At 66.5% G+C, this 25,199-nt stretch carries 26 protein-coding genes; all 26 read left to right on the top strand.

All coding sequences use genetic code 11. The annotated features are described in order from the left end of the window. Positions 1 to 65 precede the first annotated feature (65 nt). Complete coding sequence (locus DVU99_RS06095; protein WP_114239311.1) at positions 66 to 392, top strand: YXWGXW repeat-containing protein; 327 nt, start codon at positions 66 to 68, stop codon at positions 390 to 392. Between the two features lie 242 nt (positions 393 to 634). Beyond that, entirely contained in the window at positions 635 to 988 is a 354-nt protein-coding gene (locus tag DVU99_RS06090) for a YXWGXW repeat-containing protein (RefSeq protein WP_114239310.1), read from the top strand. A gap of 210 nt (positions 989 to 1,198) precedes the next feature. Further along, positions 1,199 to 2,302, top strand: a complete 1,104-nt coding sequence (locus tag DVU99_RS06085; RefSeq protein ID WP_114239309.1) for a Glu/Leu/Phe/Val dehydrogenase dimerization domain-containing protein — start codon at positions 1,199 to 1,201, stop codon at positions 2,300 to 2,302. Between the two features lie 379 nt (positions 2,303 to 2,681). Then, positions 2,682 to 2,951, top strand: a complete 270-nt coding sequence (locus tag DVU99_RS06080) for an acyl carrier protein (RefSeq protein ID WP_198670201.1) — start codon at positions 2,682 to 2,684, stop codon at positions 2,949 to 2,951. A gap of 16 nt (positions 2,952 to 2,967) precedes the next feature. Further along, positions 2,968 to 3,756: a glycosyltransferase family 2 protein gene (locus DVU99_RS06075; protein WP_114239308.1), complete on the top strand. Its 789-nt coding sequence runs from the start codon at positions 2,968 to 2,970 to the stop codon at positions 3,754 to 3,756. Beyond that, entirely contained in the window at positions 3,744 to 4,352 is a 609-nt protein-coding gene (locus DVU99_RS06070; RefSeq protein WP_114239307.1) for an outer membrane lipoprotein carrier protein LolA, read from the top strand. Before DVU99_RS06075 ends, DVU99_RS06070 begins: the two co-directional genes overlap by 13 nt. Beyond that, positions 4,349 to 6,709 carry an MMPL family transporter gene (locus tag DVU99_RS06065; RefSeq protein WP_114239306.1) on the top strand — a complete coding sequence of 787 codons (2,361 nt, stop codon included), beginning with the start codon at positions 4,349 to 4,351 and terminating at the stop codon, positions 6,707 to 6,709. Before DVU99_RS06070 ends, DVU99_RS06065 begins: the two co-directional genes overlap by 4 nt. Positions 6,710 to 6,740: 31 nt before the next feature. Next, a complete protein-coding gene (locus DVU99_RS06060) occupies positions 6,741 to 7,967 on the top strand; it encodes a beta-ketoacyl-ACP synthase (RefSeq protein WP_114239305.1) in 1,227 nt (408 codons plus the stop codon). Then, entirely contained in the window at positions 7,964 to 9,220 is a 1,257-nt protein-coding gene (locus DVU99_RS06055; RefSeq protein WP_114239304.1) for a beta-ketoacyl synthase, read from the top strand. Before DVU99_RS06060 ends, DVU99_RS06055 begins: the two co-directional genes overlap by 4 nt. Continuing rightward, positions 9,217 to 9,957, top strand: a complete 741-nt coding sequence (locus DVU99_RS06050; RefSeq protein WP_114239303.1) for a beta-ketoacyl synthase chain length factor — start codon at positions 9,217 to 9,219, stop codon at positions 9,955 to 9,957. The genes DVU99_RS06055 and DVU99_RS06050 overlap by 4 nt, the downstream gene beginning before the upstream one ends. Continuing rightward, positions 9,933 to 10,727: a 1-acyl-sn-glycerol-3-phosphate acyltransferase gene (locus DVU99_RS06045; protein ID WP_114239302.1), complete on the top strand. Its 795-nt coding sequence runs from the start codon at positions 9,933 to 9,935 to the stop codon at positions 10,725 to 10,727. Before DVU99_RS06050 ends, DVU99_RS06045 begins: the two co-directional genes overlap by 25 nt. After that, complete coding sequence (locus DVU99_RS20080; protein WP_114239301.1) at positions 10,724 to 10,993, top strand: phosphopantetheine-binding protein; 270 nt, start codon at positions 10,724 to 10,726, stop codon at positions 10,991 to 10,993. Before DVU99_RS06045 ends, DVU99_RS20080 begins: the two co-directional genes overlap by 4 nt. Next, the gene (locus tag DVU99_RS06035) at positions 10,981 to 11,526 is read left to right on the top strand and encodes a hypothetical protein (RefSeq protein WP_114239300.1); all 546 of its coding nucleotides are present in this window, start codon (positions 10,981 to 10,983) and stop codon (positions 11,524 to 11,526) included. The genes DVU99_RS20080 and DVU99_RS06035 overlap by 13 nt, the downstream gene beginning before the upstream one ends. Continuing rightward, positions 11,523 to 12,143: a hypothetical protein gene (locus DVU99_RS20075; RefSeq protein WP_114239299.1), complete on the top strand. Its 621-nt coding sequence runs from the start codon at positions 11,523 to 11,525 to the stop codon at positions 12,141 to 12,143. Before DVU99_RS06035 ends, DVU99_RS20075 begins: the two co-directional genes overlap by 4 nt. After that, entirely contained in the window at positions 12,136 to 13,104 is a 969-nt protein-coding gene (locus tag DVU99_RS06025; RefSeq protein ID WP_114239298.1) for a glycosyl transferase, read from the top strand. The genes DVU99_RS20075 and DVU99_RS06025 overlap by 8 nt, the downstream gene beginning before the upstream one ends. Further along, positions 13,094 to 13,567: a thioesterase family protein gene (locus DVU99_RS06020; protein ID WP_114239297.1), complete on the top strand. Its 474-nt coding sequence runs from the start codon at positions 13,094 to 13,096 to the stop codon at positions 13,565 to 13,567. Before DVU99_RS06025 ends, DVU99_RS06020 begins: the two co-directional genes overlap by 11 nt. Further along, positions 13,564 to 14,286: a class I SAM-dependent methyltransferase gene (locus DVU99_RS06015; RefSeq protein WP_114239296.1), complete on the top strand. Its 723-nt coding sequence runs from the start codon at positions 13,564 to 13,566 to the stop codon at positions 14,284 to 14,286. Before DVU99_RS06020 ends, DVU99_RS06015 begins: the two co-directional genes overlap by 4 nt. Further along, positions 14,283 to 15,473 (top strand): beta-ketoacyl-ACP synthase, encoded by a 1,191-nt coding sequence (locus DVU99_RS06010; RefSeq protein WP_114239295.1) that lies wholly within the window; start codon positions 14,283 to 14,285, stop codon positions 15,471 to 15,473. Before DVU99_RS06015 ends, DVU99_RS06010 begins: the two co-directional genes overlap by 4 nt. Then, positions 15,470 to 15,919 carry a hotdog family protein gene (locus DVU99_RS06005; protein ID WP_114239294.1) on the top strand — a complete coding sequence of 150 codons (450 nt, stop codon included), beginning with the start codon at positions 15,470 to 15,472 and terminating at the stop codon, positions 15,917 to 15,919. The genes DVU99_RS06010 and DVU99_RS06005 overlap by 4 nt, the downstream gene beginning before the upstream one ends. Positions 15,920 to 15,931: 12 nt before the next feature. Continuing rightward, entirely contained in the window at positions 15,932 to 16,660 is a 729-nt protein-coding gene (fabG, locus tag DVU99_RS06000; RefSeq protein WP_114239293.1) for a 3-oxoacyl-ACP reductase FabG, read from the top strand. 64 nt (positions 16,661 to 16,724) lie between these two features. Further along, positions 16,725 to 17,168 (top strand): excinuclease, encoded by a 444-nt coding sequence (locus DVU99_RS05995; RefSeq protein WP_114239292.1) that lies wholly within the window; start codon positions 16,725 to 16,727, stop codon positions 17,166 to 17,168. Positions 17,169 to 17,268: 100 nt separating this feature from the next. Then, entirely contained in the window at positions 17,269 to 19,428 is a 2,160-nt protein-coding gene (gene yccS, locus DVU99_RS05990; protein WP_232823473.1) for a YccS family putative transporter, read from the top strand. A gap of 90 nt (positions 19,429 to 19,518) precedes the next feature. Beyond that, on the top strand, positions 19,519 to 20,676 hold the full coding sequence (locus tag DVU99_RS05985; RefSeq protein WP_114239291.1) for an isovaleryl-CoA dehydrogenase: 1,158 nt from the start codon (positions 19,519 to 19,521) through the stop codon (positions 20,674 to 20,676). A 422-nt stretch (positions 20,677 to 21,098) separates the two neighbouring features. Then, positions 21,099 to 21,632 carry a fimbrial protein gene (locus DVU99_RS05980; RefSeq protein ID WP_198670200.1) on the top strand — a complete coding sequence of 178 codons (534 nt, stop codon included), beginning with the start codon at positions 21,099 to 21,101 and terminating at the stop codon, positions 21,630 to 21,632. 101 nt (positions 21,633 to 21,733) lie between these two features. After that, positions 21,734 to 22,474: a molecular chaperone gene (locus DVU99_RS05975; protein ID WP_114239290.1), complete on the top strand. Its 741-nt coding sequence runs from the start codon at positions 21,734 to 21,736 to the stop codon at positions 22,472 to 22,474. 94 nt (positions 22,475 to 22,568) lie between these two features. Next, complete coding sequence (locus DVU99_RS05970) at positions 22,569 to 25,181, top strand: fimbria/pilus outer membrane usher protein (protein ID WP_114239289.1); 2,613 nt, start codon at positions 22,569 to 22,571, stop codon at positions 25,179 to 25,181. The last annotated feature ends 18 nt before the right edge of the window (positions 25,182 to 25,199 follow it).

Here is a 25,199-nt window from a genome sequence, read left to right as displayed (position 1 = left end):
GCCGCCGTAAGCCCTCGTTCTCCGCCATGAGGCCGCAGGGTGCGGCCAACCAAGGAGAGCACCTCATGTTGAGCACGACCCGCAAACTCGCCCTGCTCGCTGCCATCGGCATCGCCAGTGTGGGGGCCGCCAGCTACGCCCCGACCGCCGCGGCCGGCGTCACGGTTTCGGTGGGCATCAACGTGGCGCCGCCGGCCCAGCCGTATGAAGCCGTGCCCCCGCCGCGCGTCGGCTACGTGTGGGCGCCGGGCTACTGGCATTGGGAAGGCCAACGCCACGTGTGGGTGGCCGGTTACTGGATGCCGGCACGCCCCGGCATGATCTATCACGCCGCCCGCTGGGAGCATGCCCGCGACGGCTGGCGCTTCCACGAGGGCTATTGGGGCCGCTGATCGCAGGCCCCGCGGGGCCGACGCCATTGCGGACGCCAGCCCGCGCTCCCCGCAACGATGAAACCGGCCGTGGCGGCGCTCTCGCACACGCACAGGCAAGGCCCGCGCAAGTGTTCGCAAGTTATTGCCGAAAAAGCAAAAAATAGCTGAAAACAGCACGTATCTCGAAAGGTAAGCCTCAGCAATTCACGTCATCGTTCCTCGACAACACTCACCTTCCTTTCACAAGGGCAACTCAATCTATGTCGTCGTCGATCCGTCTCGTCGCTCTCTCTGCCGTGACCCTGCTGTTCAGTGGCTGCGTGGTCGAGCCGCCGCCGCGCCCGCGCCCGGTGGTGGTGGAGCAGGCTCCGCCGCGTGAATACGTTGAAGTGGTGGCGCCGCAGCCGCCGCCGGTCGAACTGGTGGAAGTGGAGCCGGCTCCGCGCCCGGGCTACATCTGGGCACGCGGCTACTGGCACTGGAACGGCCACCAGTACATCGCCATGCACGGCCACTGGGAAGCCGCGCGCCCGGGTTACCACTATGTGCATCCGCACTACGTGCAGCGTGGCGACGGCTGGCACCTCAACGTGGGCGTGTGGGTCCAGGGCTGAGCCAGCCGGCGCCATACGCGGACGGTTTGATGCGGCGCAGAAGCAGCACCGATCCGGCGCGTATTACAATAGGGAACTAGATTCGATCGCCCCAGCCCCGCTGGGGCGATTGAGTTTCAGGCGTTTTCAGCCTTGGCGGGATCGCGCTGGACCGTTCCCGCCTCCACCGTCGTGCCGTCCCCGGGCACACAACCTGGAGTCTCCGTTCCAATGATTTTCGAAACCATCGCCAAAACGGGTCACGAAGAAGTCGTCTTCTGCCATAACCAGGACGCCGGCCTGAAGGCCATCATCGCGATCCACAACACGGTGCTGGGCCCCGCGCTCGGCGGCCTGCGCATGTGGCCGTACAAGAGCGAGCAGGATGCGGTGAACGACGTGCTGCGCCTGTCGCGCGGCATGACCTACAAGAACGCCGTGGCCGGCCTGAACCTGGGCGGTGGCAAGGCCGTCATCATCGGCGATCCGAGCAAGGACAAGTCCGAAGCGCTGTTCCGCGCGTTCGGCCGCTTCGTCAACTCGCTCAATGGCCGCTACATCACGGCCGAGGACGTCGGCATCGACGTCAACGACATGGAATACGTGTTCCGTGAAACCGAATACGTGACCGGCGTGCACCAGGTGCACGGCGGCTCGGGCGACCCGTCGCCGTTCACCGCGTTCGGCACCCTGCAGGGCCTGATGGCCGCGCTGCAGGTCAAGCACGGCAACGAAGACGTGGGCAAGTACAGCTACGCCGTGCAGGGCTGCGGCCACGTGGGCAGCGAGTTCATCAAGCTGCTGCGCGAGCAGGGCGCCAAGGTGTTCGTCACCGACATCAACAAGGATGCCGTGCAGCGTTGCGTGGACGAGCTGGGCTGCGAAGCCGTGGGCCTGGACGAGATCTATGACGTCGACGCCGACGTGTACTCACCGTGCGCGCTGGGCGGCACGCTCAACGAGCAGACCATCGACCGCATCAAGGCCAAGATCATCTGCGGCGCGGCCAACAACCAGCTGGCCACCGATGCCATCGGCGACGAGCTGCAGCGCCGTGGCGTGCTGTACGCCCCGGACTATGCCGTCAACGCCGGCGGCGTGATGAACGTGTCGCTCGAGATCGATGGCTACAACCGCGAGCGTGCGATGCGCATGATGCGCACCATCTACTACAACCTGGGCCGCATCTTCGAAATCTCCAAGTCCGAAGGCGTGCCGACCTACAAGGCGGCCGACCGACTGGCCGAGGAGCGCATCCAGGCCATCGGCAAGATCAAGCTGCCGACCATGGGCGACCACGGTCCGCGCTTTGCCGGTCGCATGCGCGGCCAGTAAGCCTCCGATCGGGCCACGCCCGTCGTCGCAAGGAAGCCGTCAGCCCACGCTGGCGGCTTCTTTATTTTGCGGACGGCATCGCCAGGAACCCCTGCAAACCGAAAGATCGGCTCGGCCGAAGCAATCTTCTGATACACTTCCGCCCGCTGCGATGGACGGTTGTAAGGCATTGCCTACAAACGCAATTGGCAGCACCAGGGGGCCGGTGTCACCGGCATAGACAACCAGGGAACGCTCCAGCCACGGCCACGCGGCGTGCGGCCGTCGTGGGTTCTTGTGCACATGGGCACCGGAATCGGCCGTAGTGGGTTCCAGGGTCTTTGTATCGCAAGAATGTGCGAACCGCAACGACCCGTGCAGAGAGCAGGATCAAGGATTTATGAGCACCATCTTGGCCAGCGGCATCAGCGACGAGGACATCCTGTCCCGCCTGAGGGAAGTGCTGCACGAGACCTTCGAGATCGAGCCGAACCGGGTCAAGCCCGACGCGCATCTGTTTACCGATCTGGAACTGGACAGCATCGACGCCGTCGACCTGGCGATCCAGGTGCAGGACATGACCGGGATGCGCATCAAGCCCGAGGATTTCAAGAGCGTACGCACGGTAGGCGACGTGGTCGCGACCGTGCAGACCCTCCTGCACCGCTGATCCGGCAGCTACCGGCATGACGGCGAGTGCCGCGACGATCGATGGCGTCTTCGCGCCCTGCGCGCTGATCCCGATCTACAACCACAAGGACACCATCGCCCGCACCGTGGCCGGCCTGCGCGCACATGGACTGCCGGTGGTGATCGTGGATGACGGCAGCAACGAAGCCACGCGCCTGGTGCTCGACGCGCTGATCGCCGATCGGCCGGAACTGCAGCTGCTCCGCCTGCCCCACAACCAGGGCAAGGGGCGTGCGCTCAGCGCCGGCCTGGTGGCGGCACGCGCGCGCGGGTTCACCCATGCGCTGCAGATCGACGCCGATGGCCAGCACGATGTCGACGACGTGCCGCGGTTCCTGGCCGAGGGCGCGTCCCACCCGCACGCGATGGTCTGCGGTCGCCCGGTCTACGACGACAGCGTGCCGCGCGGACGCCTGTACGGTCGCTACATCACCCATTTCTTCGTGTGGCTGGAAACGCTGTCGATGGAGATCCATGACTCCATGTGCGGCTTCCGGCTATACCCGCTGGCACCGACCTGCGCGGAGCTGGCGCGCAAGCCGTTTCCCGCGCGCATGGATTTCGACACCGAGGCTGCCGTGCGCCTGGTATGGCGGGGTGTTCCCGTGCGCAACCTGCCTACGCGGGTGATCTACCCCGAGAACGGCCTGTCCCATTTCCGCATGTGGCGCGACAACGTACGCATCTCGGCCATGCATACGCGCCTGCTGATCGGCATGCTGCCGCGCGCGCCGCGCCTGCTGTGGCGGCGACTGCGCCGCGCGGAGGCCGCATGCGCTGCCTGATCGCCACCCTGCTCTGCCTGCTTGCCGGTGTCCTGCACGCGCAGGAAGCCGACTTGCTTCACCAGGTACTGGCCGAACTCGCGGCCCATCCGCAGGTGCGCGCCGATTTCACCCAGAGTCGCGAAAACCCGGCGCTGGCCCAACCACAGCAGAGCCAGGGGCAGCTCGTGTTCGTCAGCGGGCACGGCATGCTGTGGCAGGTCACCCAACCCTATCGCGAGACGCTCGCGCTGACTGGCGCGCGCACCGCTCGCATCGACGAGCAGGGCCAGCTGCAGGTCATCCGCAACGGCGACCGCGGCGTGGCCCAGGTTTCGCAGATGCTGCAGTCCATGCTTACCGGGCAACCCGAAGAGGCGCTGCGCCAGTTCACTGTCGAAGCGCACGGCAGCCCCAGCCGCTGGACGTTGCGCTTCAGTCCACGCCAGGAACGCATGGCCCGCGTGCTGAGTGCCATCGAACTCAGTGGAGACCGCTATCTTCAGGGCATCGACGTGGAGATGCAGGGCGGCGAACGCACCGTGATCCGCTTCAGCGGAACGCGCGATGCCGGCACGCTGAGCCCACTCGAGGCCCGGGCGCTGGGCATGCCATGAGTCCGCGGGGACCTCTCTGGCGTGCGGCGCTGTTCGGGGCATTCGCCCTGGGCATGCTGCTGCTCGGCAGTTGGCTGCTGTTCGGGCGTGGTCCGCTGCCGATCCAGACTGACCTGCTGGCCATGCTGCCTGCCACCGAGCGCCACCCGCTGGCCGAGGCTGCAGTGGACCAGCTGGCCCACGCCAATGGCGACCGCATGGTGCTGGTGGTGGCCGACGCCGATGACGACAAGGCCAAGGCGGCAGCGCGCGCGCTTGGCGAGGCACTCACCGGCCAGCACGTGTTCGCCTCGGTCACGGCCGAGTTGCCGCCGTTCGATCTCGACCAGTTCATCGCACCGTACCTGCCCTATCGCTTCAGTCTGTTGAGCGATGCCGATCGCACGGCGCTGGCTCAGCCGGGCTATGCCGCCGGCCAGACCCTGGCACGCCGGCTCAACGAACCCTTCCTCGCCGGCATCGGCACGCGCGTGCAGGACGATCCTTTTGGCTGGCTGCAGCACTGGCTCGACCAGCAGCCCTGGAGCCGCTCGCCGCTGGTTCCCGAGGACGACCTGCTCACCGCCCACCGTGATGGCCTCACCTACGTCATGGTGATTGCCGCGCTGCGCGGCTCGTCCTACGACGATGGCGTGCAGCGCGAGGCCCTGGCTGTACTCGACCGCGCCTGGCAAGACGTGGGCCACGATCATCCCGGCACGCAGCTGCTGCGCACCGGCACGGTGTTCTACGCGGCGGCGGCCCGCGCCGGTGCCGAGCGCGACGTGCACGTGGTGGGCCTGGCTTCCACGCTGGGCATCGCGCTGCTGCTGCTGTGGACCTTCCGCTCGCCAAGACCCCTGCTGGTGGCCTTCCTGTCCACCGCCGTGGGCGTGATCAGCGCACTGACCGTCACCCTGCTGGTGTTCGGCCAGATCCATCTGCTCACCCTGGTATTCGGTGCGGCCCTGCTTGGCGAGGCCGTGGACTATTCGATCCAGTACCTTTGCGCGCGTGCCAACATGGGCCGCCACTGGCGGCCGCAAGACGGTGTGCGTCAGGTGCGCCCGGCTCTGCTGCTTGCGCTGGGCACCTCGCTGCTCGGCTACCTGCTGCTTGGCCTGGTGCCTTTCCCCGCGCTGCGGCAAATGGCCTGCTTTGCCATGGTGGGCATGCTGGTGGCCTGCCTCAGCGTGTTCTGGCTGCTGCCGGCACTGTCGGTGCCGCCCACCGGCAAGCCGTTGTCACCTTCGCTGGTGGCCATGGCGCGCGGCTGGCAACGGAGGATGATGCGCCTCAGCCAGGGCCGCGCCGGCCTGGCCATGCTGGCGTTGGCCGCGGCGGTGGCGCTGCCGGGCTGGTGGCGGCTGGGCCATGACGACGACATCCATCTGCTGATCGCCACTCCAGCCGACCTCGCGCAGCAGGAGGCGCGCATCCGCGACATCACCGGCATCGGCAACGGCAGCCAGTTCTACCTGGTCACCGGCGACACGCCGGAGGCCACGCTCCAGCACGAGGAAGCACTGGCTCAGAGGCTGCAGGCGTTGGTGGCCCGGCAGCAACTCGACAGCTGGACCGGCGTGGCCAGCATGGTGCCGTCGGCACAGCGACAGGCGCAGAACCGAGCCGCGCTGGCCCCACTGTTCGCACCGGGTGCCGCGCTGGAGGAAACCCTGCTTAAGGCCGGCATCAAGGCATCTGTTGCACAGGCCTACGTTACGGCATGGCCGGGACAGGTACTCAAGATCAGCGACTGGCTGTCGATGCCCTTGTCCCTTCCGTTCCGCTACCTCTGGATGAACCAGCACGACCACAGCTATGCCTCGATCGTCCTTCCTCAAGGCCAGGACGACGTCGCCGTGCTGCGTGGCGCCGCCGATGGCCTCGCCGAGGTGAGCCTGGTCGACAAGCCAGCCAGCGTGTCGGCCCTGTTCGGCCGTTATCGCCAGTACGCCAGCCTGTGGTTGCTGGCTGCGCTCGTGCTGGTCGGCGCGGCATTCGCCTGGCGCTATGGCCGCGGTGCCGTGCGCGTGCTGACACCGCCGCTGCTTGGCATCGGACTCAGCCTGGCCGCGCTCGGCTACCTCGGCCAGCCACTGACGCTGTTCCACTGGATGGCCTTGATGCTGGTGCTCGGCGTAGGCGCCAACTATGCGGTGTTCCTGCGCGAGGGCGAGCCGCATACCGCGCACCTGCCCGGCGCCAGCTACGCCAGCGTGCTGCTTTCGGCCGTCACTGCACTGCTTTCGTTCGGACTGCTGGGCCTGAGCACCATGCCGGCGCTCCAGCATTTCGGCATCACCCTGTTGCTGGGCATCGGCATCACCGCGCTGTTCGCGCCGGTCAGCCTGCCCGCCTCCGAGACGTACCCATGAACGCAATCCTTCCTGCGCAGGACGCGTGCCGATGAAGCGCGTCGTCATCACCGGCATCGGCGGCATCACCCCGCTCGGCCACGACTGGATCACCATCGGCGCGCGCCTGCGGCAGTACCATAACGCGGTGCGCCGCATGCCCGAATGGGATTACTTCGACGCGCTGAACGGTCGCCTCGGCTGCCCGGTGGACGACTTCAGCCTGCCGTCGTGGCCACGTCGCCACCTGCGCTCGATGGGACGCGTGGCGCAGCTGGCGGTGGCCGCCAGCGAGCGGGCCCTGCTCGACGCCGGCCTGCAGGACCACCCCGCCGTGAGCGACGGCCGCATGGGCGTGGCCTATGGTTCGTCGGGCGGCAGCGTGGAGCCGATCCGCGTGATGGGCCACATGCTGGACACCGGTTCCATGCAGGGCGTCACCGCCACCAGCTACATCCAGATGATGGCGCACACCACCGCGGTGAACGTTGGCGTGTTCTTCGGCCTCAAGGGCCGGATCATTCCCACCTCCAGCGCCTGCACCTCGGGCAGCCAGGCGATCGGCTTCGGCTACGAGGCCATCCAGCAGGGCAAGCAGACTCTGATGCTCTGCGGCGGCGCGGAAGAGCTTTCCGGTCCGGGCGCGGCGGTGTTCGACACGCTGTTCGCCACCAGCACGCGCAACGACGAACCGCAGCTCACGCCACGCCCGTTCGACCGCGCACGCGACGGCCTGGTGGTGGGCGAAGCGGCCACCACGCTGGTGCTTGAGGAATACGAACATGCGCTCGCCCGCGGCGCGCGCATCTATGCCGAGGTGGTGGGTTTCGGTTGCAACTCCGACGGTAGCCACATCACCCAGCCCACCCGCGAGACCATGGCCGTGGCCATGCGCATGGCGCTCGATGATGCGCGGCTCGATCCAGCGAACATCGGCTACATCAGCGCCCACGGCACCGCTACCGACCGTGGTGACGTGGCCGAAAGCCACGCCACCGCATCCGTGATGGGCACGGCGACACCCATCAGTTCGATGAAGGGCTATGTCGGCCACACGCTGGGTGCGTGCGGCGCACTGGAATCGTGGTGGGCGATCGAGATGATGCGCGAGGGCTGGTTTGCCCCCACGCTCAACCTGCACGAGCCCGATCCGGAGTGCGCACCGCTGGACTACATCATGGGCGAAGGTCGCCGCCTCGATGCGCGCTACGTGATGAACAACAACTTCGCGTTCGGCGGCATCAACACCTCGCTGATCTTCAAGACCGTCGACGCATGAACGCCGTAGCCGCCGTCCGCCCATCGTTGCCCCGCGTCGTCGTGACCGGCATGGGCTCGGTGTCGTGCGTGGGTGTCGGCAATGTGCGGCTGCTCGAAGCGCTGCGCCACGGACACGGTGGCCTGCGGCATATGCCGCAGCTTGAGGCACTCGGTATGCGTTGCCAGGTCGGCGGCCCGGTTGACGAAGCCTGGCTGGACGAGCCGCCGCGCAAGCTGCGCCGTTTCCTGCCCGTCACGGCATGGTATGCCTGGCAGGCGGCGCGTGAGGCGATTGCGCAGGCCGGTGTCACGGCTGAACAACTCGCCTCGGCGGGGTGCGGGCTGGTGATCGGCGGCGGCGCCGCGCTGAGCGAACACCAGGCCGCGCTGGAAAGCTTCGCCTCGCGCGGCATCGCGCGCCTGTCGCCATACATCGTCACGCGCGGCATGAGCAGCTCGGTGGCGGCCGGTCTTGCGCACGCCTTCGGCATCGGCGGCCGCAGCATGGTGATCACCTCGGCCTGCACCAGCGGCGCCCACGCGATCGGCCAGGCCATGGAGCTGATCCAGCTGGGCAAGCTGCAGCAGGTGGTCTGCGGCGGCAGCGAGGAGCTGCACGACACCACGGCACTGTGGTTCGACGCCATGGGGGCCTTGTCGGTCAACAGCAATGCACGGCCGGAGCTCGCCTCGCGGCCTTACGACGCCGAGCGCGACGGCATCGTGCTGGCCGCCGGCGCAGGCGTGCTGGTGCTGGAATCGCTGGATCACGCACAGACGCGCGGCGCCCGCATCCTCGCCGAGGTGACCGGCTACGGCGCCAGCACCGATGCGTCCAGCATGGTCGGCCCCGGCCCGGCAGGCATCGCCGACGCGATGCGGCAGGCACTGGCGCAGGCCGACGCCCTGCCCGACTACATCAATACCCATGCCTGCTCGACGCCGCTGGGTGACCTGGCCGAGTGGGAAGCCATCGCCGCCGTGTTCGGCGAGCGCGGCGTCGACGTGCCGGCACTGTCCTCCATCAAGGGGCTGATCGGCCACGCGCCCGCAGCTGCGGGCGCGCTCGACGCGATCGCGTGCCTGCTGATGATGCAGCACGGACTCGCAGCCGGCACCGCCATCGGCCGCCGCGACGACGCGTTCGGCGCCATGCCGCTGATCGCCGCCACCACGGCGCGGCGCATCGATGTCGCTTTGTCCAACAGCTTCGGCTTCGGTGGCAGCTGCGCCTCGCTGGTGTTCCATCGCCATGGTGGAGGTGAGGCATGATCGACCTGCACATTGCCGGCTGGCGCGCCTGGGCCCCCGGCCTCGACAGCGCCGAAGACTGGCAATCCTGGGCCCGCTCGCCCTGGACGCCCGAGGAAGGCGACGAGCAACCCGATTGCAGCTTCCTGCCAGCCATGCAGCGTCGTCGCCTGAGCCGCATGGCCCGCATCGCCCTGCACGCGGCGTGGCCCCTGTGCGGCGACGACGAGCAGCTGCCGCTGGTGTCCGCCTCGCGCCACGGCGAAACCACGCGCACCTACGCGATCCTCGGCGACGTCGCCGATGGCCAGCCCTTGTCGCCCACGCACTTCGGGCTGTCCGTGCACAACGCCATCGCCGGGCAGTGGTCGATCCTGCGCGGGCAGCGCGGCGAGTCCACCGCCATTGCCGGCGAAGCCGATACCTTCGAGCACGCCATGCTGGAGGCCGCCATCCTGATCGAGCAGGGCGCTCCCGCCGTGATCGTGGTGCTTGCCGAGGAATGTCCGCCGGCCGCCTACGCCGGCTGGATCGACGATGTCCCGTTCTCCTACGCCGTGGCGCTGCGCGTCGGCGCTGGGCGCAACGATGCGGCGCTCGCCGCGCGCTGGCGGCTGAGCCTTGCCAGTACTACGGAAACCGCAGCCAAGACCGACTGGCCCTTCGCGCTCGATTTCGTTCGGGCACTGCATGCGCCGGCCGGCCCACTCGTGCACACCTGGAAGACACGTCAATGGATCTGGCAGCCGAACCCCTGAGCCTGCGCCGCAGCGACTTCTACCTGTGGCGCTTGTTCGCCACCGCGATGAGCTTCGTGTTGTTCGGCATCGGCGGCATCGCGCTCTATGCGCTGGTATTCCCTGCGCTGTGGCTGCTGCCTGGCGGCCACCTCGTGCGACGCCGCCGCATGCGCCGCACCATCAGCATGGCCTTCCACCTGCATGTGCAGTTCATGTACCGCAGCGGCGTGCTCAGCTTCGAGGTGGTGGGCGCCGAGCGCCTCGGCCGCCCGGGACAGATGATCATTGCCAACCATCCCTCGCTGATCGACGTGGTGTTCCTGGTCTCGCAGATCCGCGACGCCAATTGCGTGGTGAAGCAGAGCCTGTGGCGCAACCCCTGCATGCGCGGGCCGATCAGCCATGCGGAGTACATCGCCAACAACGGCAGCCCGGACATGCTCGAACATGCCGCCGACGTGCTGCGCGAAGGACAGACCTTGATCGTGTTTCCCGAAGGGACGCGCACGACGCCCGGGCAGTCACCGGTGTTCCATCGCGGCGCCTCGGCCATCGCGCTGCGTGGCGCACGCGTGATCACGCCGGTATACATATCGGTGGCGCCTTCCACGCTGACCAAGGCCGAGCCGTGGTACAGCATTCCGCACCGTCGCTTCCATGTACGCCTGCGCGTGGGCGCGGACATCGACCCCGCCAGCTTCAACAACGACGCGCCGCTGCCGATCGCCTCGCGCCGCCTCAACCAACACCTGCACACCCTCTATCTCAAGGAGCTCGCGTCGCCGTGAACGACCTTCAAAAGGACATCGCCCAACTGATCATCGACACGCTGAGCCTGGAGGACATCGAGGCCAGCGAGATCACACCTGCCCTGCCGCTGTTCGGCGAAGGCCTTGGGCTGGACTCGATCGATGCGCTCGAACTGGCCCTGGCGCTGCAGAAGCGCTACGACATCCAGATCGCCTCCGACTCGCGTGATGCGCGCCAGCATTTCGCCAACGTGGAGAGTCTGGCCGCCTTCGTCGAGGCTCAGCGGACCGCATGCGCAAGCTGACCTCCATCCTGCTGCCCGTGGTCGGGCTGCTGTACCCGTTCCTGGTGTACTTCGGCATGGAACATGTCGACACGCCGGTGTTCGCGCTGGTGCTTGGCGCGGTGTGGCTGATCCGTGCTCCTGGCCTGCTCAAGCAGCCGGGTGGACGCTGGATGGTGGGCGCCGCGCTGGCCTACTGTGTGATCCTCGCCTTCAGCGGCGAAGCCGCACTGCTGCGCTGGTACCCGACCCTGATCAGCCTGTTGCTGCTGTTCGTATTCGCCTTCAGCCTGCGCTTCGGGCCGCCGATCGTCGAGCGCATCGCGCGCATCCGCGAGCCGGACCTGCCTGACGCGGCCATTCCGTACACGCGCAAGGTGACCTGGGTATGGGTCGGCTTCTTCGTGTTCAACGCGCTCACCTCCACCGTGCTCACCCTGTGGAAACCGCTGAGCTGGTGGACGCTCTACAACGGCCTGATCGTGTACTTCATCATGGGTACGCTGTTCGCAGGCGAGTGGCTGTTGCGCCAGCGTTTGCGGGCAACGGCATGAGCGCGCCCCATGCTGCCCCGGCGCCCTGCCTGCCGGATCACCCGTGGGTAGCCCATGCCGGACAAACCGCTGCCGGCATCGTCCTGCAGCTGGCCGACGAAGGCCTGGCCGCCCTGCGCACACACGGCCGCCAAGCTGTCTTGCGGGTGCTTGGCGAGCATCGGCAGGCACGCGCGCTGGCCGAGCCGCCGGCATGGCGACTGGTGGACGCCTGGCCCGGGCATGCCGATGCACGCTGGATCGATGGCCAGCTGGCCCAGGCGCGGCCGTCACAGCCCGAAGTGCTCGACGAGCAGCACGTTGGCGATGCACTCGTGTTGACCTTGCGCATCCCGGTCGACCTGCAGCAGTTCGACGTACACTTTCCCGCGTTGCCGATCCTGCCTGGTGTCATGCAGCTGGACTGGGCGCTGGCGCTCGCGGCAACACGGCTTGCCACGCCCACGAGCTGCCATCGCGTGGACATGCTCAAGTTCCAGCGACCGCTGCGCCCCGGGCAGATCGTGCAGCTGAGCCTTCGTCCTGAGGTGGCCATGGCGCGCCTGCACTTTGGCTACGCCTGCGGAGACGTCGACTGCTCCTCCGGCCGGCTGGCCTGGGAGCGCCTCGATGGCTGAGCCACGCAGCAACCGCCGCCATTGGGCGGGCCGCAAGGAACGCGGCAGCTTCATCCTGATGAAGTTCACCGCGGCGATCGCCCGCCGACTCGGGCGCCGCGTGCTGGCACCGCTGCTGTACGTCATCGTGTTCTATTTCTACGCATCGGACCGTCGCGGCCGCTACAGCATCCGCCAGTACCAGACGCGGCTTTCCTGCTGGAGCGGGCGTGCGGAACTGATGCCGCGCCACCGCAGCGTGTTCGGCCAGTTCATGGCCTTCGCCGAATGCCTGCTCGATCGCCTGGATGTATGGAGCGGCAAGCTCAGCCTGGAACAAGTGCAGCTCGACGACCCTGCCGACGTGCGTTCGCGCCTGCTGCAGAGTCGCGGCAGTGGTCGCGGGCAGATCCTGGTGTGCACGCACCTCGGCAATCTCGACGTATGCCGCGCCATGGCCGAGCTGGGCGAACAGGTGCCACTCAACGTCCTGGTGCATACCCACCACGTAGGGCACTACAACCGCCTGCTCGGCGAAGCCGGTGAGCATCGCATGCGCCTGATCCAGGTGAGCGAGCTGGACACCGCCCTGATGATGGACTTGTCGCAGCGCATCGAGCGCGGCGAATGGCTGGCCATCGCCGGCGACCGCGTGCCGTTGCACGGCGGTCGTTGCGTGCAGGTGGATTTCCTCGGCCAGACAGCCGCCATGCCGCAAGGCCCCTGGCTGATGGCCGGCCTGCTGCGCTGCCCGGTGAACCTGATCTTTTGCCTGAAGGTGGACGGCCGCTACACCATCCACCTGGAGCCCTACATCGAGGACCACAGCTGGGAGCGCGGCCAGCGCGATGCCACCATCCAGCGCTGGGCCCAAGGCTATGCCGACCGGCTCGCGCAACGTTGCCTGCAGGCGCCGCAGCAGTGGTTCAACTTTTACCCTTACTGGCAGGCGCCGGCGACGGAGACCGAACATGCGCGCTAAGGGCGTACTGCGCACCGACACCGAGATCCTGGTGCCGTTCTTCGATGTCGACTCGATGGACGTGGTCTGGCACGGGCACTACGTGAAGTACCTGGAAGTGGCGCGCTGCGCGCTGCTGGATGCCATCGGCCACAACTACACCCAGATGAAGGCAGCCGGCTGGGTATGGCCGGTGATCGACGTGCAGCTGCGTTACGTGGGGCCGGCACGCTTCGGCCAGCGCCTGGTGGTGAGCGCCGAGCTGGTCGAGTGGCGCAACCGGCTCAAGGTGCACTACCTGATCCGCGACGCAGTCAGCGGCGAGCGCCTCACGCGCGCCAGCACGATCCAGGTCGCGGTCAACCTGGAGGGCGAGATGCAGCTGGTTTCGCCGCAGGTGTTCATCGACGCGGTCGAGCGCCACCTGCCTGTGCAGGTGGCCTCCTCCGACTCCCTCATTCACATCGGCAGCACTTCCGCATGACTTACGCCAGCGCTACCTACGTACCGGAAACCCGCATCGGCTTCCGCTTCCTGCGCACGCACACCTGGCAGCACCATGTGCTTCGCGTGGCCATCAACGACCTCCGGCGCATGACGGGCGAGCCGTTGCCGCAGGTCGGCAGCCTGCTCGACGTGGGCTGCGGACAGGGCCGCTCGTTCCGCCTGCTGCGCGATGCCTTTTGTCCGGCGCGGCTGATCGGGCTGGACGCCGATCCGCACAGCATCGAACTGTCGCGCGAGGAAGCCGCCCGCGAAGGCATCCCGGCGGAACTGATCGCCGGCGACTGCGCACAGATCGGCCTGCCCGACGCCAGCGTCGACATCGTGTTCTGCCACCAGACCTTCCATCACCTGGTGGAACAGGAACGCGCGCTCGACGAGTTCTGGCGCGTGCTCAAGCCCGGCGGCCTGCTGCTGTTCGCCGAATCGACCAAGGCCTATATCGATACCTGGGTGATCCGCTGGTTCTTCCGCCACCCGAGGCACGTGCAGATAAGCGCCGACGAATACCTCGCCATGCTACGCGGACGCGGCTTCCGCTTCGGCTCGGAACGGATCTCGCTGCCCTACCTGTGGTGGAGCCGCTCGCGCGACTTCGGCCTGCTGGAACGTTGGGGTCTGCGCGCCCCGGCGCCGCCGGGCATCCGCGAGGAAACCCTGGTCAACGTGGTGGCACAGAAGCCGCTCGACGCCGCATGAACACGTATCTCAATGCGCTGGGCGTGGTGTGCGCGCTGGGCAGCGGCAAGCAGGCCGTGGCCGAAGCACTCTTCGCCGGCGTGGACGACGGTATCCAGCGCGCGGCGGGCTGGGTGCCGGGCCGCGAGGTACCGCTCGGCGCCGTTCGCGACGCCCTGCCCGCCGTGCCCGGCGCGCTCCTGGCGACGAGGGACAACCGCAACAATCGCCTGCTGTTGGCCGCGGCACACGAGAGCGAGGCGGATATCCGCGATGCGGTCGCCCGCTATGGCAACGCTCGCATCGGCGTCATCATCGGCACCAGCACCACGGGCATCGACGAGGCCACCCAGGGCGTTGCAGGCTATCGCCGTGACGGCGCATGGCCTGAGCACTATCGCTATGCGCACCAGGAATTGGGGGCACCCGCTGCCTTCCTGGCCGAATGGCTGGGCCTGTCTGGTCCCTGCTACGGCATCTCCACCGCCTGCACGTCGAGCGCGCGTGCGCTGCTGAGCGCGCGGCGGCTGCTGCGCATGGGTGTCTGCGACGCCGTGCTGTGCGGCGGCGCCGATACGCTGTGCGGCCTGCCGATCAACGGCTTTCACGCACTGGAAGCCGTGGATTCGGGGCGCTGCAACCCGTTCTCGCAACATCGCGGCGGCATCAACATCGGCGAGGCGGCGGCGCTGTTCCTGATGACCCGCGAGCGTGGCGCGGTGCAGCTGCTGGGCGGCGGAGCCAGTTCGGATGCGCACCACATGTCATCGCCCGATCCGCAAGGGCTGGGCGCGCAGGCGGCCATGCATGCCGCACTGGCCGATGCGGCACTGGAAGCCTCGCAGATCCACTACCTCAACCTGCACGGTACCGCGACCGGGCAGAACGATGCGATGGAAAGCCACGCTGTCGCCGCAGTGTTCCCGCAAGGCGTGCCCTGTTCGTCGACCAAGTCGCTCACCGGCCATACGCTGGGTGCTGCTGGTGCACTCGAAGCCGCTTTCTGTTGGCTCAGCCTGGCTGACGCACGCGCCACTCGACGGCTCCCCCCGCACGTCTGGGACGGGCATGCCGATCCTGCCCTGCCTGAGCTCGACCTGGTGGCAGCGGGACGCGAGCTGGCCGAGGGGGGCCGACGTTACCTGATGAGCAATTCATTTGCCTTCGGCGGCAACAACACCACTCTGATCCTGGGGGACGCGGCATGATGCTGCGCCCCATCGCCGAGGTACTGCCGCACGCCGGCGCGATGATCCTGCTCGACCGCGTCGAGCGTTACGATGCAGAAAGCATCATTTGCGTGCGCCGCATCGTACCGGGCGCCTTGTTCGTCGATGCCGACGGCAACCTGCCAGCCTGGGCCGGCATCGAACTGATGGCGCAGGCCGTGGCCGCATGGTCCGGCTGTCACGCACGGGATGCGGGGCAACCGGTGCGCCTTGGCTTCCTGCTCGGCACGCGCCAGTACCAATGCAACGCACCGGCGTTCCCGGCGGGCAGCGAACTGCGCATCGAGGCAACGCGCACCTTCCATGGCGAGGAAGGCATGGGTGCCTTCGCCTGCCGTATCGAGGCGGGCGATATCCGTGCTGAGGCACGGCTCACTGTCTTCAGCCCCCCCGATCCGGCTACCTTTCTCGCGTCACTCGTTTAGGAAAACCGTCCCATGTCCGAGACCATCCTGGTCACTGGCTCCAGCCGCGGCATCGGCCGCGCCATCGCCATGCGCCTGGCCGCCGCCGGCTACGACCTGGTGCTGCACTGCCGCTCGCGCGTCGACGAGGCGCAAGCGGTGCAGGCCGCCATCCAGGCCCGCGGACGACAGGCCCGCATCCTGCAGTTCGACATCGCCGACCGCACGGCCAGCGCCACCGCGCTGGAGGCCGACGTGGCCGAGCACGGCGCCTATTATGGCGTGGTGTGCAATGCCGGCCTGACCCGGGACGGCGCGTTTCCGGCGCTCAGCGACGACGATTGGGACCAGGTGCTGCGCACCAACCTCGATGGCTTCTACAACGTGCTGCATCCGCTGATCATGCCCATGATCCGCCGTCGCGCGCCCGGACGCATCGTGTGCATCACCTCGGTATCCGGCCTCATCGGCAACCGCGGGCAGGTCAACTACAGTGCATCCAAGGCCGGCGTGATCGGCGCGGCCAAGGCTCTGGCGGTGGAGCTGGCCAAGCGACGCATCACCGTGAACTGCGTGGCGCCCGGGCTGATCGACACCGACATGCTCGATGCCGAGCTGCCGCTGGACGAAATCCTGGCCATGATCCCGATGCAGCGCATGGGCACGCCCGACGAAGTGGCTGCCGCGGTGCAGTACCTCGTCAGCCCCGAGGCAAGTTACGTCACCCGCCAGGTATTGGCGGTCAATGGCGGCCTGTGCTGAGCAATACCACACGCGCCGGCCGCCCGTCCCACAGATCAACGCCTTTCCTAAGGAGAACCAACGCATGAAAGCAGCTTCGCTCGGGCTCGCCGCCCTGGTCCTGTTCGCCGCGCCCGCGCTCGGCATGGCAGCCGACAAGGTGGTGCACCTGCCGTTCGACCAGGTGGTCGCGCAGGCGCAGAAGGACGGCCGCCTCGACCCGAACATCAAGTTCTACCTGGCCGGCAACACGCCGTCGGGCAAGGTGACGGTGGTCAACGACAACGTCACCACCAACCGCAAGACCAACGCCTTCGGCAAGAAAGACCAGGTCAGCTGCGACTGGGTGCTGCAGTCGGCGCTGATCGCGCTGCAGGACGACGCCAAGGCCGCCGGCGCCAATGCCGTGGTCGACATCGTCAGCAACTACAACGACGTGCTGTACAGCGACCCGACCAGCTACGAATGCCACGTCGGCTTCCTGATGTCGGGCGTGCAGCTCAAGGCCAAGCTGGCCAAGGTGCAGTAACCCACCTGCCCCGATGCGAGCCCCCCAACGCCGGCCTTGTGCCGGCGTTTTTCATTCCGGCGGCTGGGAATGATGCACTGCATCATCGTATGCTGCACGGGTGAAACCTTCCACCTTCGTTCTTGGCTGGCGCCGCCTGAGCGGCTCCGATCGCTACGCCGAATGCCTCCGGGTATTGCTGGCGATGGGCGGCGTCGTGGCCTGGTGCTACGGCAGCGGGGAGATCGACGCCGTCGTTGCCCTGCTGCTGGGCGTGATCGCCTGCGCACTGGCCGAAACCGAGGATCACTGGCGCAGCCGGCTGGGCACCCTGCTGGTGACGCTGGCCTGCTTTGCGGTGTCCTCCGGCTCGGTGCAGCTGCTGTTCCCGCATCCGCTGCTTTTTGCCATCGGGCTGACCGTTTCCACCTTCGTGCTGGTCATGCTGGGGGCGGCCAGCGATCGCTACGCCACGGTGGCAGGCGCCACCCTGCTGCTGGCGGTGTACACCATGATCGGCGCGGACACTGCCGGCCCCACGCCCGCCCATCCCTGGCACCAACCGCTGGCATTGCTGGCTGGCGCGGCCTGGTACGGCGTGCTCTCGCTTGCATGGAGCGTACTGGCGCCGCAGCAGGCCGTGCGCCAGTCGCTGGCACGCCTGTACGAAGCACTGGCGGACCTGCTGGAAGCGAAGGCGGCGCTGTTCACGCCCGTGCATGGCGTCAACCGCGAGGCCCTGCAGCTGACCCTGGCCACCCGCAACGAGCGCGTGGTGGAAACCCTCAACGATAGCCGCCTGCTGCTGATCGACCGCATAGGTGCGCGCCGGCCGCGTGGCGCCAGCGCCGTGCGGCTGCAGCTGTATTTCCTTGCCCAGGACATCCACGAGCGCATCAGCTCGGCACACTATCCCTATGACGCGCTGGCCGAAGCGCTGTTCCACAGCGACGTGCTGTTTCGCTGCGAACACCTGCTGCGACTGCAGGCCACGGCGTGCCGACAGCGTGCCGCTTCGCTTCGCCTGCGCGTGCAGGCCGAACCGGTGGGTGGCTCCAGCGAAGCGCTGGACGACTTGCTGGCCGCCATCGACACAGTGCGACTGCAGGTCCATCCGCCGCCGGCGCACGTGCAGCGATCCATCGAGGCTTTGGCACGCAACCTGAGTGCTATCCAACACCAGCTCGCCGGCGATGCGCCCAGTGGCCTGCCCGCTGCCGGCGCCGAGAGCGTGCTGCAGAATCCGGGCCCGCAGTCGTTGCGTGAAGCCTGGGAGCGCATCCGGCTGCACCTGACGCCGCGCTCATTCCGCTTTCGCCACGCGCTGCGACTCGCCTTGGCTTTGCTCGCCGGTTACATCGTGCTGCACGTGCTTCATCCACGGCATGGCTACTGGATCCTGTTAACCACGCTGATGGTGTGCCAACCCAGTTATGGCGCCACCCGCCTGCGACTGGTGCAGCGCGTAGCCGGCACGATCATCGGCCTGGTGCTCGGGTGGGCCGTACTGCGACTGGTGCCGGCACTGTCATGGCAGCTGCCGCTGATCATCGTTGCCGGCGTGGTGTTCTTCGCTACCCGGCTGCGCCGCTACCCCACGGCAACCGCCGCGATCACCTTGTTCATCGTTCTGTGCTTCAACCAGGTGGGCAGTGGCTATGAGGTCATGTGGCCACGACTGCTCGATACCCTGGTGGGCTCGGTGATCGCCGCGCTGGCCATGCGCCTGGTGATGCCCGACTGGAAAGGCCGCCGCTTCGATGATGTCCTTGCCGACGTGCTTCGCTGCGACGCGAACTACCTCACCCGCATCATCAACCAGTACGCCAGCGGCCGGCGCGATGACCTGGACTATCGCATCGCGCGGCGCGACGCCCACAACGCCAACGCCATGCTGAGCACCGTGGTGGCCAACATGCTGCGCGAGCCGGCGCAGCCCCACGGCGATACCGAGCGGCTGCTGCGCTTTCTTGCCGAGGGCCATACCCTGCTGGGGCAGCTGTCGGCGCTGGGCGTGCACCGGCAGGTGATTCCCTCGACCGTGGCACGCGATGCCGTCACCCAGGCCGGGCAGGAAACCAGCGAGGTACTGGCGCAGCTTGCCGATGCCATCGCGCACCGGCTGGAGGCGTTGCCGCACGATGACGACACATCGCTGGCGCAGGCGCTTGCCACGTGCGGCGACGACGATACCGCGCGGCTGGTGCTGGGCCAGCTGGCACGGGTGCGGAAACAGCGCGACCGCCTGGCGAAACTGGCCAACGAGCTTCATTCAGCCTGAATTTTCCCGTGCCCGGGTTGTGCGATGCGCAACGGCTTGTCATCCCCGCCGCGCTACCATTCGCGGATCACGAGTACCGGAGTTGTAGGCATGCGTCCGTTTCCGCTGGGTGAAGAAATCGATCTGCTGCGCGAAAGCGTGCACGCGTTCGCCGAAAAGGAGATCGCGCCCCGCGCCGATCACATCGATCGCGAAAACCAGTTTCCTGCCGACCTGTGGCGCAAGTTTGGCGACCTGGGCCTGCTGGGCGTCACCATCCCCGAGGAATACGGCGGCACCGGCATGGGCTTCCTCGCGCACATGGTGGCGATGGAAGAGATCTCTCGTGCTTCGGGCTCGGTGGGCCTTTCCTATGGCGCGCATTCCAACCTGTGCGTGCAAAACATCTTCCACAACGGCAACGAGGCACAGCGCCGCAAGTACATTCCCAAGTTGTGCTCGGGCGAATTCGTCGGCGCGCTGGCGATGAGCGAGCCGGGCGCGGGCTCCGACGTGGTCGGCTCGATGAGCTGCAAGGCCGAGCAAAAGGGCGACGTGTGGGTCGCCAACGGCTCCAAGATGTGGATCACCAACGGTCCCGATGCCGACGTGCTGCTGGTGTACATGCGCACCGCGCCGCGCGTAGCCGGCAGCCGCTGCATGACCGCCTTCATCGTCGAAAAGGGCATGAAGGGTTTCAGCACCGCGCAGAAGCTCGACAAGCTCGGCATGCGCGGTTCCAACACCTGCGAGCTGGTGTTCGAGGATTGCGAGATCCCGGCCGAGAACATCGTGGGCGAAGTGAACGAGGGCGTACGCGTGCTGATGAGCGGCCTGGATACCGAGCGCCTGGTGCTCTCGGGCGGCCCGATCGGTCTGATGCAGGCGGCGCTGGATATCGCCCTGCCCTACGTGCGCGAGCGCAAGCAGTTCAATGCACCCATCGGCACCTTTGGCGTGATGCAGGCGAAGATCGCCGACATGTATACCGCGCTGCAAAGTTCGCGCGGCTTTGCCTACATGGTGGCGCAGCAGTTCGATCACGGCGTGAAGTCGCGCATCGACCCTGCCGCCTGCCTGCTCAACGCCTCGGAGAATGCCGTCAAGGTGGCCCTGGAAACTATCCAGACCCTGGGCGGCAATGGCTACATCAACGAGTTCCCGGCAGGCCGCCTGCTGCGCGACGCCAAGCTCTATGAAATCGGCGCCGGCACCAACGAGATCCGCCGCATGCTGATCGGCCGTGAGCTGTTCCACGGCAAAGCCTGAGTCCTTAGCCGCGCTCGCGCTGGAAACGACGCCCACCCTTGTGTGGGCGTCTTGCTTTGCGTCACCGTCATTGACATGGCACGGGCCGAAACCGCCCAAGCTGGCAACAAAATGTTACGTGTGGCGACAAGCCGCACGCGCCAATTGCACCTTGGAAAATTGATTCGGATCAATCGTGCGAGCGAACTGCAATAGGAACATTCCTATTCGGTGGCCCTGCGACATTGTTCACCTGGCGCGATCTCACCCCTATTCCCCGTTAACAGGGTGATGCCCGTGCCGAGGAAGACTGTTACCCGGCGCTACCTCTATCCATCCGACCGGATGCGAGTCCTCGCGGACATCGTAAGGCCCGCCGTTGCCGCAACCGATCGACTACCCATCGCCATGGCCATCCATAGCCTCGTTTCCAGGAGCGCATCGTGAAAGTCCAAACCGCAAGACGTTTGATTGGCCTAGCCGTGATGGTTGTACCAGCGTTTGCCCTCGCCGCACCGACGGTCACCTTCCAGGGTGAAGTCACGGATCAGACCTGTCAGGCCACTATCAATGGCGACACCAACAGTGTTGTGCTGCTGCCTACCGTCTCGGCCGCATCGTTGTTGGCCGCAGGCGCGACCGCAGGTCTTACGCCGTTCACGATTCAGGTCACCGGTTGCACGATGGGCGCCGATGACCTGGCCATCGGCACCGAATTCCTCGGCCACAACGTGACCAATGGCGGCAATCTGGGCAACACGGGTAGCGCTAAGAACGTCGACATCCAGCTCACCACCTCCGCCAGTGGTGGCAATCCGGTTTCCCTGAATGGCCCCACCACCGTGCCCGGTCTGGTGCTGCAAGCCGGTGCCACCAGCGCGGCCTATCAGTTCGGCGCGCAGTACATCTCCGAGGCAGGTGGTGGCGAGGCCGGCAGCGTACAGGCCGTAGCCGAGTACACCCTGAGCTATCTGTAGCTCCATTCCTGTCCATCGTAGCCTCCGGCTCGATGGGCAGGACGCTCTCTCTGCCAGTCCCCGTCCTCTCGCAGGCTGCCACGCAGCATGGGAGCTATGCCATGCGCGTTTTCCCGAAACCCCTTTCCGCCGGCGCCGCCGTATGGTCCGCTCTGCTCGCGTTTTCCACGCATGCCAGCGTCGTGATGACCAATACCCGGGTGATCTACGACGGAGCCTTGCGGGAAAAAGCCATCCAGCTCACCAACCAGGACGATCATCCCAACTTGGTGCAGCTGTGGGTGGACAAGGGTAATGCACATTCAACGGTGGAAACCGCCGATGCGCCCTTTGTGGTGACGCCGCAGATCTTCCGCATGGAAGCTCATGCGGGCCAGATGGTACGACTGGAGTTCACTGGCGAGGACCTGCCCCACGACCGTGAGTCGGTGTTCTATCTCAACTTCAACCAGATCCCCGCCATCAAGTCCAGGGATCAGAACGTCAACAAGCTGGTGCTGATGTTCGGCAATCGTCTAAAGCTGTTCTACCGCCCCAAGGGTTTGCCCGGATCACCTGACGAACTGCTACAGCGACTGAGCTTCACCCGCAAGTCCAACAGCGCTAGCGAGCACGTGCAGGTGGACAACCCTACGCCTTATCACGCGGTGATTCGCCGTGCCTCGCTCGAGGGCGGCGACAAACCCTGCGTACTGGCGGCCGCAGTGATGATTCCACCGCTATCTACGGCGCAATGGCGCGTTCCCGCAGATTGCATGCGACGGACCGATCCTGTGCGACTGAAGTTGGTGCTGGTGAACGATTTTGGCGGCGATACAGCCAGCGACCTGCCGTTGCACTGACCGTCGACAGGCATCGTCCATGGCCCCTCCATCCCTTCCGAGCTGCAAGCGACGACCCGTGCATATCCCGGCGAGGCGCCCAAGGCCGCGCTCGATGTTGATGCTGGCAATCGGCACAGCCCTGACGACGTCGGCTGCCTATGCCGCCGAAGGCACCACGGCGACCGAGGATTCGGCAGATGGTTATGTCTTCGACGCTAGCCTGTTTCGGGGCGGCAACCTGAGCGCAGCCACGATGAAGCGCTTCAACCGCGCTGACGCCATTTCGCCAGCCACCTACATGGTGGACGTGTACATCAACCGACGTTTCCTCGATCGCGCCGATGTCCCCTTCAGGATGCAGCGCGACGGATCGGTCAAACCATGCCTGCCACGCGCCCTGTTGGATCACGCCAGTATCTTGGCCACGGCCATCCGGACCGGGGCGTCACCTGCCGAGGACGACGACTGCCTGATCCTCGACCGGGCCGTCGAGGGCAGCAGCACTTCCTTCGACCTGCCGCGTCTGAGGCTCGACCTAAGCGTTCCGCAGAGTCTCATGAAGCAGGTGCCAAGGGGCTATGTCGCACCCTCCGAACTCGATCACGGCGATGCCATCGCCTTCCTCAACTACATCGGCAACGCCTATCACGTCTCCTACGGCGGCAGCGACGCCGGTTCACAGAATTCGGCGTATCTGTCCATCAATGGCGGCCTGAACCTCGGCAGGTGGCGCTTGCGCCAGCAGTCCAACGTGAGCGACCAGCAGGGCATGGGTATCCAATGGACCAATACGCGAAGCTATGCCTCACGCGGGTTGCCGAGCATCGGCAGTGCTCTTACCGTCGGGCAAAACTTCACCACCGGCCGCATCTTCTCCGGCTTGAGCTACACAGGCGTAACGCTGGCCACCGACGATCGCATGCTGCCCGATTCCATGCGCGGCTATGCGCCGGTGGTTCGCGGCGTGGCGCGCACCAATGCCAGGGTGTCCATTCGCCAGAACGGCAATGAGATCTACCAGACCACGGTAGTCCCTGGCCCTTTTGAGATTGGCGACCTCTATCCGACAAGCTACAACGGCGATCTGGATGTGGTGGTGACCGAGGCCGATGGCAGCATCAACCAATTCACCGTGCCATTTGCTGCCGTGCCGGAGTCCCTGCGCCCAGGCATCTCGCGTTACGAGGTCACCATGGGCCGAACTCGCCAAGCCGGTGACCACGCCGATTTCGGCGACCTCACCTATCAGCGAGGCCTGAGCAACGCCGTTACGGCCAATGGCGGCCTGCGTATCGCCGGGGGCTACCAGGCGGTGGTGCTGGGCGGCGCCTACAGCAGCCCTCTCGGTGCATTCGGCCTGGACGCGACCTACTCGCGCGCCGATATGCCGACCATCGGCTATACCGATGGTTGGATGGCGCACCTTTCCTATAGTCGAACCTATCAGCCGACCAACACCACGCTATCGATCGCCGGCTACCGCTATTCCACGGCGGGTTATCGCGACCTGGGCGACGTGCTTGGCGTGCGGCTAGCCGTTGCCCATGGCGGTGATTGGCAATCGAGCACCTACATGCAGCGGGCCCGTTTCGAGGTGTCGATCAACCAACGGCTGGGCTCATGGGGAAACGTTTACCTCTCTGGCTCCACCCAAGACTATCGCGATGGACGCAGCCGCGATACGCAGGTGCAGCTGGGTTACGCCACCATGTTCAGGCACTCGATCAGCATGAACCTGTCGGTGGCGCGCATGCGCATGAGCGGCTACACCTCGGCCAGCGGCAGCTATGACGATCCCTATGGCAACGACGTGGCCAACCGCACGGCGTTGAACGGCAGCTGGTCCGGCAGCATCGAAACGGTAACCATGCTGTCGTTCTCCATTCCGCTTGGCAGCAACCGAAACATCGCGCCATCCAGCCTCAATACCTCCTATTCCCACAGCGATACCGGTGGCACCGTGTACCAGGCCACCATGTCCGGCACCACCGGAGCGGACCGCAGCGTGAGCTATGGCCTGGGTGCCACCCGCGACGTGGATCGGCAACAGACCGTGCTCAACGGCAATCTGCAGAAGCGCCTGCCCGATGCCACCATCGGTGTGACGGCTTCGCGTGGCGACAACTACTGGCAGGCCTCGGTCAACGCGCAGGGTGCCTTGGCGATCCATGGTGGCGGCATTACTTTCGGTCCGTATCTCGGCGACACGTTTGCCCTGATCGAGGCCAAGGGTGCCGAAGGCGCCAGGGTTCTCAACGGCATGGGCGCCGCCATCGACGGCCGCGGCTACGCCCTGGTGCCGTCGATGACGCCATACCGCTACAACACGGTGGCCTTGAACCCGGAGGGCATGAAGGGCAAGACCGAGCTTGAGGACGGCGAGCAACGGGTAGCGCCGGATGCCGGTGCGGCAGTAAAGGTGGTGTTTCGCACTCGCAGCGGCAACGCGTTGCTGATCCGCACCAGGCTATCGGACGGCCGCGCCCTGCCCATGGGCACCGAGGTTTACGACGAGTCCGGCAAGATCATCGGCATGGTTGGCCAGGGCGGACAGGTTTACGTTCGCAGCGACCAGGCCAGGGGCATGCTCGATCTGCGTTGGGGAGAAGGCGTGAGCGATCGCTGCACCCTGCCCTATGACCTGGCCGGCCAGGACCTCAGCCGCCCCATCATCCGCCTGCAGCACGTCTGCACTGTCCATCAGCCCTTGCCGACGACGCGTTGAGCGCGTCGTTTCGCGACC

Origin of the sequence: Dyella sp. C9 (assembly GCF_003332825.1) — a bacterium.
In the GTDB taxonomy this organism is placed as follows: domain Bacteria; phylum Pseudomonadota; class Gammaproteobacteria; order Xanthomonadales; family Rhodanobacteraceae; genus Dyella.
The sequence above is the reverse complement of the archived record's forward strand: the minus strand, read 5'-3'. Positions and strand labels throughout refer to the sequence as shown.